The sequence below is a fragment of the Chlamydia suis genome, from assembly GCF_900169085.1.
Lineage (GTDB): Bacteria > Chlamydiota > Chlamydiia > Chlamydiales > Chlamydiaceae > Chlamydia > Chlamydia suis.
Map to the genome: position 1 here is coordinate 780,272 of NZ_LT821323.1, position 14,183 is coordinate 794,454.

Genomic DNA, 14,183 nt, shown 5'->3' on the forward strand with positions numbered 1-14,183 from the left:
CGCTTTATCACATACTTTTTCTTTGAAAGGTTAAAAATTTTTAGTGTAAACTCCGCGGCTCTTCGGAGAGGGTTTCTGCATAGTCTTAGGATTTGGAAACCAACTTATGAAAATCTTTTTAATCTAGCAGTTCAACGAGAGAGAAGGCTTTGTGATTCGCGTTTTCTTATTAGTGTGTTTTCTCCTTTCTTGTTTCTCCGCGGGAAGCCGATTATATCTATTTTTTTCTTCTAGAGAGACAGCTCCAACACAATACGAAAGTAAATGTCGAACCTTAGCACGATTAAAAGAAGGAAGTACCTTAGTGGAAGGTCTTCCCCTCGAACAAGAGCAAATGTATTTGCTTTGCTGTCAGGGGTTCGCTTTACAAGCTCAAAAAAAATTTAAAGAAGCGGAAGAGATTTTTTCTCGTATTTGCAAAAGAAAAACGGCTTCGCCCTTTTTCTTGAAACGAGAGTTGTTGGAAGGACGTATCATTAATGCGTATTTTTTAAATAACCTTCCAGTAATGGCAATGTGTATTACTGAATTAGAAGAAGCTTCTGGATCGGAAGCTCATATTTGGTTGTTTAAAGCGTTACACGCCCATCGTGAAAAACAGTATGATCAAGCCATTCATGCGCTCACCCAATGGTTTGAGCATACAGAGCAAATGAAGCCGCTATGTTTAGATACAGATGTCTATGAGTTATTCTCTCCTTATGTTTTAGAGGATCTAGCGGCAGAGAGTTTAATTAGTTCTGGCCGATATTCGGAAGGGCGAATGGTTCTGAATAGAATTTTTAGAAAAATTCTATCGCAAGAATATGCCTGGTCTGTAGATATGTACAACCGGTTGGTGTTAATGTTGGGACACAGTTACCTTCTAGAATTACAAGAAGGTGTCCGGGAGGATTTATTGCCAGAGTATTATAAAACGATGGTTTTTTATCAGAAACAGATGCGGGGATTTGATGCTGTAGCATACAAAACCTTCTTTCCGGAGAATTTATTAATTCCAACGATCATGCAGCATATTTTTACGGCTTCAGAAACTTTGCTGCCGCTTTTTATGGATGCGTTGCTTATTTGGGAGAATAGTTGTGTAAGCCCGAATTATTCCTTGGTTTTGGAAGAGATCAAAAAAGATGTGCAGCAGGAGTACTCGCAGTCTTTAAAAATATGTCAAGCAATCGCGGATTCCAACATTTATAAATTAAAAGGGAAGGCTATAGAGGTTTTTAGTAACGAACTCGCTTTTTGGATTGCTCAAGGAAATTCTGTGTTGGCAACTCGATTCTTGGCTTTATTAAAAGTTTTAGATCCTAGAGTTTCTTGGGCCCACAAATTATTACTCCCTGAGCAGGATATCGTAAATATGGTTTGTGAAGACGATGAGCAGTACTCCCGACTAAAAGAATACCTTGTTTTGTGGGAGGAACAAGATGTTACCGATGTAAATCGGCAACAACTTGTTCATTATCTGTTTTTTAGCGCAAAATATTTATGGAGAAGAGGCCAGGAAAAGTCGTGTTTGCGTTTATTAAAAGAAATTATTGCGTTTTCTCGCAAAGAGAAGGCCTGTCAAAATCAAGCGCTTCGCCTTGTTAAACGTTTCTACACACAAGCTTTAGCTATGCGTAAGTTTTCTCATTTGACTCTGTTAGAAAATTTTTTAGAAGAAATGGATTTGCCTAGGACGTTGGCCAGTGACACAGAAATAGCCAATTGTTTGGCGGATGCACAATATCTATTTGCTAAAGAAGATTATCGACGTTGTATAGCCTATAGTTCTTGGTTAGCAAAAGTATCTCCTTCTCCTGAGGCGTTGAGATTACTAGGGTTGAGCTTAGTAGAACAAAAAGAATATCACGAAGCTTGGGAAGTTTTTCAAAAGCTCCCTTTAGGTAAGAATACTGAGGATTCTCGTGTGCAGAAGGCTGCGCTTTTATGTTATAAACATCTGTCTCAACAGCAAAAAAGTAAGTCTTTTCCGTGAATGAAACTTCCGCATGTCCAAAGTATTGTACAATCTTTATTAGCACAAAGCATTCTGCTTCCTTTTGATATCGTGTTTGCGCAAAAGCATCTGGCTCAAGCCTCTTCTTCTAATGCGGAAGCTGAAGCGTTTTTAGCCGCAGCATCTGCATTATTACGTTGTGGCTATCCGTATTTTGCTATCCATAAGGATACGATCAACCCAACGCTTCCTGGAGTTTCCAACAAATTGTTGTTTCAATGGTTCCAAGCGGTACCTTCTGATACGAAAAAAATGTTGTTTGAGGTGGTTGATAACAAGATCTATTTACGGTCTCTTTTTCTTTTACGAGAACAAGTCTTTCAAAAATTACGCATCCTAGCAGAGGCTACGCCCCGGACTCCTTTATGTTTTAAAACGATTTCTCAGCTATCGGAAGAGCAAAACTTCGTGTTGGAACAAGTGTTAAAGTCCTGTTTTTCTCTTGTTTGTGGTGGACCAGGAACAGGAAAAACGTTCTTAGCAGCACAAATGATTCGTTCGATCCTGGCACAAATTCCTTCTGCCCAGATTGTGGTAGCGTCCCCGACAGGAAAGGCTGCCGCTCATCTACAGAGCGTATTAGCCTCTCTGGGGATGATAGAAGGCTCTGTAGAAGTAATAACCATTCATAAATTTTTAAAAGATGTGCGTTTAGGCCGTTCTCCTGTGGACTTACTGTTAGTCGATGAGGGATCTATGGTTACTATGAATCTTTTACATGGGCTCATTAAGACCATCCGAGGAGAGCTTCGCGGGGAAAGATATTTTGCTGATAGAATGGTCATTTTTGGAGATGCAAATCAATTACCGCCCATAGGTATTGGAGTAGGAAATCCTTTTCGTGAAGTAGTGACTAATTTTACTGAGCAGACATTTGTTTTATCCACTAGTCATCGAGCTAAGCGCAAGGAATTACAGGATTTAGCAAAAGCGGTTCTTCATAAACAGCCCATACCATTTCAGCCGTTGCCCTCTCGACAGGAGGCTATCCGACAATTAGCTGCAGCTTTTATACATGCGGTTAAAGAAGGGGTATCATTATGTGCCTTAACTCCTATGCGACAAGGGCCTTGGGGGTTCTTACAGTTAAATCGGTTATTGTTTAGTGAGATGCAAGAGAAATACCCTCAGGCGCCTATTCCCATTATCGTGACAGAGAGATATGAGACTTGGGGATTAACGAATGGTGACACAGGTTTTTTAGACCCTGTAACGCAACAATTACATTTTATGAATGGAGAGACTCTACATAAAAATGATTTCCCTTACTATTCCTGTAATTACGTTATGTCGGTACATAAAAGTCAGGGAAGCGAATATGATCATGTGATTGTTATTCTTCCGAAAGGAAGCGAAGTTTTTGATTCGGCAATTCTTTACACCGCAATTACACGAACAAGGCATCGTGTGGAAATTTGGGCTGATCGAGAGGCTTTAGATATGGTCATTTCGAAACGGGGTCGTTACGAATAGAACTGGCACACTTTTTGCTCCTAGTAAAGATGAGTGCTTTCAAAAAGAAGGAGCGGATGTGATGGACCAGTTATCGCAAATACATCAAGAACTAGCCCGTTTAGAATTTGTTAATGATCAACTGCAATCAGAAAGGGCGTATATTCATGATTTACTGTGCGCTATAGGATTTCCGGAGGGATTAAAGACTATAGCTGCGATAGCTAATGAGGTGCTTTCTGAAGAAGATCCTCAAAGGTAGGTTTTTTTAATCAAAGATGCTCTGGTTTAACATCCGGAATGAGTCTCCAAGACTCGGATCTTACTTAATCCTGGGTCTTGGAGACTTTTTATGAGAGAATGATCATGAGAAAGAATCCCCCAGGTAGTGCTGTCTAACCATGGGATTAGCGATCATTTGTGCAGAAGATCCTTCGAAGAAAATTTTACCATCGATGATGAGGTAGCATCGATCGGCGATGGATAGGAGTTCCTTAGCGTTGTGGTCGGTAATTAAGATGCCAATACCGCGACTTGCTAAAATTTTAATCAGATATTTAACGTTTTGAATGACCAAGGGGTCCACGTTAGCAAAAGGTTCATCGAGTAAAAGAACGCTAGGATTCAAGGCAAGAACACAAGCTATTTCTAACCGGCGACGCTCTCCTCCAGACAAGGATCCAGCTTTCTTATGCAAGCAGCCGGTTAATTGCAAGTCGTCGATTAAAACGTTCAGTAGATGGGTCTGCTCTTTCCGTGTTTTGTAAATAATTTCAAGGACACACAGCAGATTTTCTTTAACAGAGAGTTCTTTAAAGACCGTGGGTTCTTGTGCTAAATAACCAATACCCAAGCGCGCTCGATAGTCCATGGGTTTTTTGGTAATGTCTGTATTTTTAAACAAAATTTTCCCCGAGTCTGGTCGGATTAATCCTACGGTTTGATAAAAAGCTGTTGTTTTCCCAGCTCCGTTAGGTCCTAATAGTCCAACGATTTCTCCTGCATTTACTTGAAAAGAGACATCGTTGGTAACTGGTTTTTTATTGTATTTTTTGATGAGGTTGCAAACAGATAATACTGACATAGAAGGGGTTAGTCTTTAAGCAGAGAAAGAGAGAGGACTTTCATTCCTCCCTCAGCAATCTCTTTATCGGTTTTTGTGATGGAATCTGGGCTATTAATAGAAAAACAACAGTTGTATACGCTTAACGAATAGTCTTTGTAATTAAGAAGCCCTCCTGTCCCTCGAAACAACATCGCACGCTCTGCCGTTTCTGTTTGAAGGCTGCCTGTTAGATGGGACAAAAGTTCTCGACAATGCAAATTTGTATTGGCGAAGTACAGCTCCATACAGGACTTATCTATCGTACAATAAAAGAACTGCTTTTCAGGAGAAATAATGCGTTTGCAGACTCCGAGTTTTTTAATTTTCAAAAAAGGAGGTGGAGGTGTTGAAGGGTCTTGATACATAAGCATGGGATTCGTGAAATTTCCCATTTTGACAACGGCTAATACCGTTGCGCAAAAACACAAAGCTAGGACAACTACGCACCAAACACCATGGAAGAGAAACTTTGTCATACGGAAACAGCTTCCATCTCTCGAATATAGGAAAATAGTTGTACCCAAGAAGGCAATAATCGTTCCAGATCTCTTAAGGAGAGCATAGAGGCGGCGTCACTGAGAGCAGAAGCAGGATTCGGATGGGTTTCTATAAATAATCCATGTGCACCAGCTGCTATAGCAGAACGTGTTAATACGGGAATAAACTCTGTTTGTCCACCGCTTTGACTTTGTAAAGCCCCAGGTAGTTGTACGGAATGTGTGCCGTCAAAGATGACGGGAAAGCCAAAGCGTCGAAGAACTTCGATAGAACGCATATCAGAAACAAGATTATTATACCCAAAAGAGCAGCCTCTTTCTGTGAGAATAATTTTACGATTTCCAGTAGAAAGGACTTTATCAATAGGCCCTTGCATGTCCCAAGGGGAGAGGAACTGCCCCTTCTTGATGTTCACGATAGCCTGAGTCTCCCCTGCGGTAACAAGAAGATCGGTTTGCCGGCACAAAAAAGCCGGAACTTGAATAATATCACATACCTTAGCAGCCTCACGAGCCTCTTCAGGAGAATGCACGTCTGTTAAAATTTCCACGTCAAGGGACTCTTTAATTTTGGCTAATGTTTGTAAGCCTAGTTTTAACCCCGGGCCGCGATAGCTCTGTAAGGAAGAGCGATTGGCTTTGTCGTAGCTGCTTTTGAATATCCAATGAACAGAAGAAGCGAAAGGAGCAACAATTTCTTTTAGTCGTTGTGCAGTTTCAAACACGGTATGGTCTTCAATCACACAAGGGCCTGCAATTAAAAGCAGTTTGTTGTCCGAGAACATAAAAGCGGTCCTTTTTTAGTTTAGAGAGAACTTTTGCTGTTAATCGAGTCTTTTAAAGACCTTATTGCTGACAGAAATTTGACTATACACCATTTATGTTTGATTGGTACGAGAAACCTTGAAAAATCCTCATGAAGATAGCTTTCTTGAAGAAAATAGAGGGATTCGGAGAGCGCGAAGGGTGGGAGATAAACACATAGAGAAAGGAAGCTTAAAAGGAGAAGACGGAAGAGTGCTTCCAGAAAATCGATGTCTGCGGTATAGTATCTTCCATCTCTGCGAGGAGATTTTTTGTTAAGGACCGATAGCTCAGTGGATAGAGCATCCGCCTTCTAAGCGGATGGTCGCAGGTTCGAATCCTGCTCGGTCCGAGATTCCGCAGCTTCCTTTTTAGATTCGTTTCCTTTCTCTTGTGAAAAATCCTTTTGTCTCCAGTAAAATACAAAAAGAATTTTGTATTCAAAAGAGGCTTGTATGGACGCGCGGTTTATAGCGGATCAGGTTATTCGGAACCAGGGGGCAGCTTCTGTTTCTAAAAAAATACAAGAAGACGTTACCTCTCCTTCAAACAAAACTTTTGAAGGCCCTGTACGTACTCTTGATCAATTGCGGCAAGCTCTTATTGCTAAAATGGGTGAGCAAAAGGGCTTAGAGATGTACGACCGTTTCATACAATCCCTATTGATCTCTACTTTTACCACGGTTCACAAAGAGATGGATCGTGCTCAGCGTGCTTCTAAGAAAATGCGTTCGGTCTATAAAGACTAATGGAAATCCTCCACTTCTTAGCCATCCCCTTATGTGAAGAAGATGTTAGTAAGCTTGTTCACTATTGTAAGGCATCTGCGTTCGATGCGGAGAAATATTTGATTCCTATTTGCTATAAACAGGTTAGGTATTTAGCTAAACCGGTAGAAAAATTTCCTATATCTATAGAAACTTGGGAACTACATGTGCAGCATGTAAGAAGTTTATTGAAACACCGGTTTGGTTTTCTTTTGCAACGCGATCTTATTTTCCTTGCTTGTGAAGCTGGGTTAGTCATAAAAGAGTCGGTTTTTTAGTCATTTTTATTAAGATTTGTTGATGGTGATGAGGTTGAATAAAATCTCTCTCCGCAAGTATCATGGTGGGATTGAAAAGATGAGATCTTGCTCTAAGGAGGTCGCTTCTGGAAACTCTCTCTCCAGCTTTTGCTTTTGTTACAGATGAGAAGTTGGCGGGACGCCTAGATAAAGGGTTGGTCTTGTATAACAGTGAGTACTCTCGAGCCTTCTACCAGCAACAGATACATCTTGGCAGAGTCCGAGTGAATGGTCGGGTGCAGACACGTGTTTCGTATCCTCTGGTCGAGGGAGATTTGGTGGATATAGAGCTCGTTGAAGAGGAACCGCCTTCTTCTTTAACTCCGGAGAAAATTCCCTTAGACAAGGTTTATGAAGACGATACGATCTTAGTGATCAATAAACCTCGAGATATGGTGGTGCATCCGGCTCCGGGGCATGTGCATGGGACTGTGGTCCATGCGTTGCTTCATGAAATGGGAGAACGCTTAAAACAAGAGTTCCCCGAGGAGCCATGGCGTCCGGGAATTGTACACCGCTTAGATAAAGATACTTCCGGGCTTCTTATAACAGTAAAAACACGGCGAGCTAAAGCTTTGTATAGCGGACTTTTCGCTTCTAAGCAGATGAAAAAACTGTATCTCGCTGTCTGTATACATTCTCCTTCCCAGGAGTATATTCATACACGGATCGTTCGTCATCCCGTAAAACGCAAAGAGATGACCGTGCTTCCAAAAGATGCAGAAGGAGGGAAGGAAGCGATCACACATTGTCGTGTTCTCGCTTCCAATGGACGATTAAGTGTAGTTGCTTTATACCCTGAAACAGGAAGGACACACCAGCTTCGTGTGCATATGAAACATCTTGGATCCCCGATTCTCGGGGATCCTGTTTACGGGATTCCTTCTATAAACTTGCGTTATGATCTTGACAAACAACAATTGCATGCCTATAGCTTGATTTTTACTCATCCGGAGAGTGCGGAGCGAGTGAAGCTAGTGACAAAGCTGCCAGACGACATGGCTTCTTTAATAGAGAAAGAATTTGAAGAAGGAGTCTCTGTAGTGGATAGTGCGTGTGATTGGTTTAAAACCGTTAGGTAGTTTTGTTTTTTTTAGTAAGAAGTATAAAATTAGATTAGAAATACTATTTTATTTTTTTCTTTCACACCTTCGGAAAAAAGCTTGTGTAGGATTTGCTTCGCATGAAAGAGTTTTTAGCATACATTGTAAAGAATCTTGTTGATAAGCCAGAGGAAGTGCACCTGAAAGAGGTGCAGGGAACAAACACCATCATCTATGAATTGACGGTTGCCAAGGGAGATATTGGTAAAATTATCGGAAAGGAAGGACGAACAATCAAAGCCATTCGTACCTTACTGGTCTCCGTAGCAAGCCGAGATAATGTGAAAGTCAGCCTGGAAATTATGGAAGAACGATAGGCTTGGTCCCGGCTAGCTATTCTTTTCTTTAAAATTTGCGAAGTCTTTTTTGGCCCGAAAGTTTAGCCAACTCGAGGGCCCTGTGGTCATCAGAAGGAGTCGTCTCCTTGTTCGATAACAGCTAATTCTTTCTCTTTTTTGCGAAACAAGGTTTTCTCCGAGGGCAGGTCTTTAAATTGCGCCATTCTCGTCTTGCGTTGTCCGAGGTGTTTATAAGTGTCCAGCAATTTCTTAATGTAAAGAATCGTATATTTTTTCAGTTGGCTAAGGTCTTTTTGCACGCAGCTGCGCTTTTTCTCTAAAGAGAGCAGCTCTTTCTCGTATATATTTTCATCGAAACACAAAATTTTTTTGATGGTCAGAGAGGAGAGTTGTGCGGTTGCCTGTTTATCTGGAGGAGGAAGCGTTCCCAGAAAGGGTGTTAAGGCATCAAGAACTGCAGTGTGAATCGCGCTTGCTGAGGGAGAGGTTTTTCTTTTGGAGAGTGTGGAGCGCACGACGTCATACAATTTGTGTTTGATAAATAGGTATTCAAGGGTTTTATGGTACAGCTCGCGATTGAGCACATCTTCTAAAAGAAGAAGTTCTTTTTGTAGATAGTTTTGGAGGGTTTCGGTGTGTAAGCGAAGAATTTCGCTAATAGAGGTTTCCCACGGTTTCCCTTGGTAGATCACTGTTGGACGAGAGGTCAAGATAACTTGACATTCTGTATGCGCATAAAGCGGTTGCAATAAGTCCTTTGCATACACTCCTTTAGGGAGTTTGATTTCTATATGTGGAAGATCTGTCGAAAAATCTTGAATAGAATCGATCTTAATGAACCCGCGTTTGGCAGCATTCTCGATAGAACGAATCAAACTTTCTGTCGTTGTGGATGGACAAATCTCTTTAATGAGCAAAGTTTTATCATTAATTATATCTATGGTTGCGCGGAGAACGATAAATCCTTGTCCATCTTGATAATTTGAGGCGTCCATGGTGCCTCCAGAAATAAAATCTGGAAAAAGAGAGAAGGGGCGGTCATTGAGTATAGCTATTTGAGCTTCTAGTAGTTCACAAAAGTTATGCGGAAAGATTTTTGTTGTCATGCCTACCGCAATGCCTTCTACGCCGTGAAGAAGCAATAATGGAATTTTTGCTGCTAAAACGTCCGGTTCTTGCTCCCTTCCATCATACGAATCATGGAACGTCATCAGATCGGTGTTAAAAAGCACCTCTTTAGCTAGAGGGCTTAAACGCGCTTCTATGTAACGAGCTGCGGCATGGGGATCTCCCGTGAGAGGGTTTCCAAAGTTACCCTGGGTCTCTATGAGGAAGCCTTTGTTTGCTAAAACTACAAGAGCTTCTACAATAGGCGCATCACCATGGGGGTGTAGCGCCATTGTTCGTCCTGCAATGTTGGCAACTTTATGCATTTTGCCATCATCCATACGAAATAAAGTCCAAAGAAGACGCCTTTGAACAGGCTTCAGACCGTCTAAAACATGCGGGATTGCCCGCTCCAAAATGACATAGGATGCATACTGTGTGAAATGCATTTTGAATAAATCTGAGAGGTCGCTCATAAGTCCTTGTAAAGCTATAAATTAGTAACAAGATTCTCAATAATAAACAGCTTTCGCTCTTTCGTATTTTTCCCCATGTAAAATTGTAGAAGAGAATCTAGAGAGTCTGGGGAGGGGAGAGTAACGGGGGTTAAGCGCATATCGGCGCCTATAAAAAGTTTAAATTCTTTGGGAGAGATTTCTCCCAACCCTTTAAAACGAGTAATTTCAAGCGCAGACTCTTTTTTCCCAAACTGAGCTATAGTAGTTAATTTTTCTTCTTCGGAGTAACAATAGACTATTTCATCCTTATAGCGGACTTTAAAAAGAGGCGTTTCCAAAATAAATAAATGGTTGTTTTCTACCAAAGGAAGAAAGGTTTTTAAAAAAAAGGTTATCATCAAGTTGCGGATGTGCATGCCGTCCACATCCGCGTCGGTAGCTAAAATGATATGATTATAACGAAGGTTTTGTAACGAATTCTTATGCAAGCCAAGTGCGGTAGCCAGGTAAAAAAGCTCATCATTTTTATAAATAGTCTCTTCTTTGGAAGAAAACACATTCATTGGCTTTCCTCGTAAAGAAAAGACGGCTTGTGTGAGCGGATTGCGAGAGGCCAGAATGGATGCAGAAGCAGATTCTCCTTCGGTAATGAAGATGGAGGAGTTTTTCCCGTACAAAGAGTTATCTGTAAGATGAAATTTGCAATCGCGAAGTTTAGGAATTTTATAGTGAAGCTTTTTTTGTTTGTCTTTTAGCTCTTGTTTGAGGAACTGTGCATTCTTTCGCGTTTTTTCATTTAGCCTAATTTTTTCTTGAATGCGATCTGCGCAGGAGGGGTTCTTTTTCAATAAGGAGATAACAGCCTCTTTTACTCGTTTAACAAGGTCTGCGCGAATATGCGTGTTCCCCAGTTTAGTTTTAGTTTGGGACTCAAAAATAGGAGAAGCAATTTTAATAGCTATACAACCGGCGATTCCTTCACGAACGTCTTGTGAGGAGAAAGTTTTTCCGAAGAATTCATTTATGCCTTTAACAATCCCTTCTTTAAAAGCCATAAGATGGGTTCCTCCATCAGCGGTTTCTTGGCCATTTACAAAGGAAAAATATTGTTCCGAAGAGGTCTCGGTATGAGAAAATAGAAAAGAAAGATCGGAATGTTGAAAAGCAAGAGGAGGATAGAGGAGCGGGGTTTGGACCTCTTCTTCAAAAAGATCTGCTAATCCATGCTTCGAGATGAAAGCTTCTCCATTATAGAGAATGGTAAGACCGGGATGAAGATAGGTATACTGGCGAATTTTCTTTTTTAAAAATTCGGGGTGAAACGAAAACCGTTCAAAAATTTCTTGGTCGGGAGAGAAAGAGATCTCGGTGCCATCGGGATCAGGCGTGTTTCCCTGTTCGGTATGCGAAAGAATACCTTTGGAGAAAATAGCTTTGAAAAATTTTTTGTTCCGCACAGAACGAACAGAAAAATGTTGAGATAAGGCGTTGACTGCTTTGAGTCCCACGCCATTTAGTCCAACAGAAAAGTGGAAAACATCTTGGGTATATTTGGCTCCAGTATTTATTTTAGAAACGCAGTCGATCACCTTACCTAAGGGAATCCCGCGACCTTCATCTCGAATAGAGAGTTTTTGCGAGTCTCCTGTTATGAAGATGGTGCGCCCGTGTCCCATTACATATTCATCGATAGCATTATCAACGACCTCTTTAAATAGAGTGTACACACCATCTTCTGCTTGGGAGCCATCTCCGAGCCTTCCAATGTACATCCCAGCTCGCAGGCGAATATGATCTAGGGATGCTAAAGAAATGACGGATGCTTCTGAGTAAGCTGTGTTTTTTCGCATAAAAGTTCGTGGGCTTGACAAAGGTTCTTGGATTTTTTGTATTTTCTCAGACAAACAAAGAGCTAATAGTTATGCCTTCTTTAGAAAAAGAATGTAAGGCATAGGATTTCTTTTACTGTTCTCTTTACAGGTTGGGAGCTGGTAGATTCTAAGAAAAGAATCTCTTTTAACGTTTTTTCTATTTTTGGCTCTAGATTACAAAAATTTTCCATAAAACGCTGTAAAAGCGGATCAAAAATGTTGGTATAAAAATGAGAAACGAAGAGAATAAGCCAACCAATAGAGGAACCACAGATCTTGTCTTTAAGAAAAGATTCGAAGGAGATCGCAGAAACCGAGATGGTTAAAGAGGAAGAACTGCTAGGCAAGGAATTTTCATTAGGTGTTGTCGGAGTGAGTTATCGAGAAACTCCTTTGCAACAACGAGAACAAGTCCTTCGCTTTTTCCAGCAATTTCCTTCCTTTCCCCAAGAAGAAGGGTGTAGTGTTCTATTATCCACTTGTCATCGAGTGGAGTTGTATGGTGTGGCTCCAGATGCTTGGTTTTTTACTTTGAAAAAACACATTCAAGCTATAGGAGCAACCCCTTATTTTTATCGGAATCAAGACTGTTTCTCACATCTGTTCTGTGTGGTAGGGGGTCTGGACAGCTTAGTGCTTGGGGAGACTGAAATTCAGGGACAGGTGAAAAGAGCCTATGTACGCGCTATAAGCGAGCGAAACCTCGCATTTTCTTTGCATTTTCTCTTTCAAAAAGCATTGAAGGAGGGGAAATTTTTTCGAACAAAAAGAGGGTTTCCTTCTACAGAAATCACTATTCCGGCTTTTGTTGCGCAAGAGTTAGCGCTGCGTAAGATAGCTAAGAACGCATCCCTATTGTTTATGGGGTACTCTGAGATTAATCGTTCCGTTGCAGATTATTTACAGCAGGAGGGATTTTCTCGTCTTATATTCTGTTCTCGCCACCAATTATCGTTGCCAGCTGTTCAGCAAGTGTCACGAGGAGAGTTGCGTTTTCAGGATCCGTATCATGTCATCTTTTTAGGATCTTCGGAGCTTCAGGATGCATTTCCCGATTCGCTTTGGGCGGGGATATGGGATTTCCCAAACCGAGAGATTTTTGATTTTGCAGTTCCTAGAGCGCTTCCTGAGCAGCACGTATTGTCTAATCATTACATAGATATGGAACACATTAGCTCCTGGTTACGACAACATCAAAAAGAAGTCTGTTGTTCGCAACTCGATAGCTTAAGAACAATCGCTTATCGTTGTTGGGAGTCTTTGATGCAAAGACTCGAACGACGTCATCAGGCTGGCATGAGTGTTTAGATAACTCTGTACGTGTACGAGAAATTGTTTCGAACAAAAAGATGAAGTTATTCTAACGTGTGTAAAAGTCGAAGAAAAAGAGATAGGGGCTAGCGAGAGACCTTCTGACAGAAAAGCGCGCAATCAAAATTTTCTTCCGTCAGGTTCAAGACTTTTTAAAACGAGCACTTTCAAGTTGATTTATTTGTGTATTAGAGTTACGTTGCCCTATTCGGCCTTTCATTCGAAAGCTTGCAGATTCCCGGGGGAATGCAAAGCCTTGATAGAAAGCAGGGGAGGGGGATCTGTTAAGCTACGCTTAACCTAAGAACGAAAAACAAAGAGAGGGAAGACTTCTCTTGAGGTTTCTTAGATACATATTATTTCGCACATATATGACTCATCAATGCCGTTGCACGATTTACGCGCAAGTCCCTTTGGGGTCCACTCCGAATGAGTAAAAGTGTGTTAATAAGGTGTGTTTTTTGGGGGATGTCTTTAGAAATCAAAAGAACGAGTCGTTCGGTCCTGATTTTTTCTTAGATTCTTTTGTGCTTTAAATTGAAAGGGATAAAAGAGAAAGCGAAAAAGACTCCGCTATCGAGATGAGAAATCGTTTTTCTTTTTAAAGTAGGTATTGGCATAACTCGGCATAAGGTTAGCGGGTCCCATTCCATTGGGAAGGAGTATTTCGGACCCAGAGCTCACAGTTAGAGATGAGCACGTGAACACATGTTAGAAAAGTTGATAAAAAATTTTGTGGCTTACATGGGGGTAGTTTCCGAGCTAGAGCTCGATGCCGACGGGTCCTATGTATTGCCTATTAGCGACCTTGTGAGGCTGCGTGTCCGTCAAAATGCTGATGAGGAAATTATCATCAGTGCTTTTTTGGGAGAGATCCCTGCATCTATGGATATAGAAAAAGCCTATACTCGAATGATGGAAGGTAATTTGTTCGGTCAAGAAACCGGAGGTGCCGCTTTAGGGCTTGATAGCGATGGGCATGCTGTACTCATTCGGCGGGTGCCTGGAGATGTTTCTCAAGAAGATTTTGCAAATTATATAGAGAGCGTCCTGAATTATGCCGAGGCATGGTTGGAGGATTTAGGATTAAGCACAACGGAGCAGGAGTAGG

14 protein-coding genes and 1 tRNA gene are annotated in these 14,183 nt (G+C 41.2%); 10 read left to right on the forward strand and 5 right to left on the reverse strand.

Annotated elements, in window-relative coordinates:
• The first annotated feature begins 151 nt into the window (after nt 1–151).
• From B6E89_RS03540 to B6E89_RS03550, 3 genes are all read left to right on the forward strand, one after another.
• Entirely contained in the window at nt 152–1,978 is a 1,827-nt protein-coding gene (locus tag B6E89_RS03540; protein ID WP_080121624.1) for a DUF1347 family protein, read from the forward strand.
• Nucleotides 1,979–3,472, forward strand: coding sequence for an exodeoxyribonuclease V subunit alpha (gene recD / locus B6E89_RS03545; RefSeq protein ID WP_080121625.1), 1,494 nt, complete (start codon nt 1,979–1,981; stop codon nt 3,470–3,472). It abuts the gene before it with no gap.
• A 61-nt stretch (nt 3,473–3,533) separates the two neighbouring features.
• A complete protein-coding gene (locus B6E89_RS03550; RefSeq protein WP_035407357.1) occupies nt 3,534–3,713 on the forward strand; it encodes a hypothetical protein in 180 nt (59 codons plus the stop codon).
• A 102-nt stretch (nt 3,714–3,815) separates the two neighbouring features.
• Here the strand turns inward: B6E89_RS03550 and lptB are convergent, their stop codons facing one another.
• Genes lptB through kdsA form a run of 3 tightly spaced genes read right to left on the reverse strand, consistent with a single transcriptional unit; the run spans nt 3,816 to nt 5,838 of the window.
• Nucleotides 3,816–4,535, reverse strand: coding sequence for an LPS export ABC transporter ATP-binding protein (lptB, locus tag B6E89_RS03555; protein WP_080121626.1), 720 nt, complete (start codon nt 4,533–4,535; stop codon nt 3,816–3,818).
• A gap of 8 nt (nt 4,536–4,543) precedes the next feature.
• Nucleotides 4,544–5,032, reverse strand: coding sequence for a DUF1137 domain-containing protein (locus tag B6E89_RS03560; RefSeq protein ID WP_035407269.1), 489 nt, complete (start codon nt 5,030–5,032; stop codon nt 4,544–4,546).
• Nucleotides 5,029–5,838, reverse strand: a complete 810-nt coding sequence (gene kdsA / locus B6E89_RS03565) for a 3-deoxy-8-phosphooctulonate synthase (protein WP_080121627.1) — start codon at nt 5,836–5,838, stop codon at nt 5,029–5,031. Before kdsA ends, B6E89_RS03560 begins: the two co-directional genes overlap by 4 nt.
• A 298-nt stretch (nt 5,839–6,136) precedes the next feature.
• Here kdsA and B6E89_RS03575 point away from each other — a divergent pair.
• The 5 genes from B6E89_RS03575 (at nt 6,137) to B6E89_RS03595 (ending at nt 8,343) form a co-directional block, all read left to right on the forward strand.
• Nucleotides 6,137–6,209, forward strand: a tRNA-Arg gene (locus tag B6E89_RS03575).
• A gap of 103 nt (nt 6,210–6,312) precedes the next feature.
• Nucleotides 6,313–6,606: a CT656 family putative T3SS effector gene (locus tag B6E89_RS03580; protein WP_035407277.1), complete on the forward strand. Its 294-nt coding sequence runs from the start codon at nt 6,313–6,315 to the stop codon at nt 6,604–6,606.
• Nucleotides 6,606–6,902, forward strand: a complete 297-nt coding sequence (locus B6E89_RS03585; RefSeq protein WP_080132683.1) for a hypothetical protein — start codon at nt 6,606–6,608, stop codon at nt 6,900–6,902. The genes B6E89_RS03580 and B6E89_RS03585 overlap by 1 nt, the downstream gene beginning before the upstream one ends.
• 107 nt (nt 6,903–7,009) lie before the next feature.
• Nucleotides 7,010–8,005, forward strand: coding sequence for an RluA family pseudouridine synthase (locus B6E89_RS03590; protein WP_080133158.1), 996 nt, complete (start codon nt 7,010–7,012; stop codon nt 8,003–8,005).
• 101 nt (nt 8,006–8,106) lie between these two features.
• Complete coding sequence (locus B6E89_RS03595) at nt 8,107–8,343, forward strand: KH domain-containing protein (RefSeq protein ID WP_009872031.1); 237 nt, start codon at nt 8,107–8,109, stop codon at nt 8,341–8,343.
• Between the two features lie 89 nt (nt 8,344–8,432).
• Here the strand turns inward: B6E89_RS03595 and B6E89_RS03600 are convergent, their stop codons facing one another.
• Together B6E89_RS03600 and B6E89_RS03605 are read right to left on the reverse strand one after the other, a co-directional pair.
• Nucleotides 8,433–9,908 (reverse strand): DNA gyrase subunit A, encoded by a 1,476-nt coding sequence (locus B6E89_RS03600; protein WP_080121632.1) that lies wholly within the window; start codon nt 9,906–9,908, stop codon nt 8,433–8,435.
• Between the two features lie 14 nt (nt 9,909–9,922).
• Nucleotides 9,923–11,740, reverse strand: a complete 1,818-nt coding sequence (locus B6E89_RS03605) for a toprim domain-containing protein (protein ID WP_080133159.1) — start codon at nt 11,738–11,740, stop codon at nt 9,923–9,925.
• A 339-nt stretch (nt 11,741–12,079) separates the two neighbouring features.
• Here B6E89_RS03605 and B6E89_RS03610 point away from each other — a divergent pair, with 339 nt between their 5' ends.
• Both B6E89_RS03610 and B6E89_RS03615 read left to right on the forward strand, forming a co-directional pair.
• Nucleotides 12,080–13,069, forward strand: coding sequence for a glutamyl-tRNA reductase (locus B6E89_RS03610; protein ID WP_080133266.1), 990 nt, complete (start codon nt 12,080–12,082; stop codon nt 13,067–13,069).
• Between the two features lie 711 nt (nt 13,070–13,780).
• Nucleotides 13,781–14,182: a CesT family type III secretion system chaperone gene (locus B6E89_RS03615; protein WP_035407294.1), complete on the forward strand. Its 402-nt coding sequence runs from the start codon at nt 13,781–13,783 to the stop codon at nt 14,180–14,182.
• Nucleotide 14,183 lies beyond the last annotated feature (1 nt).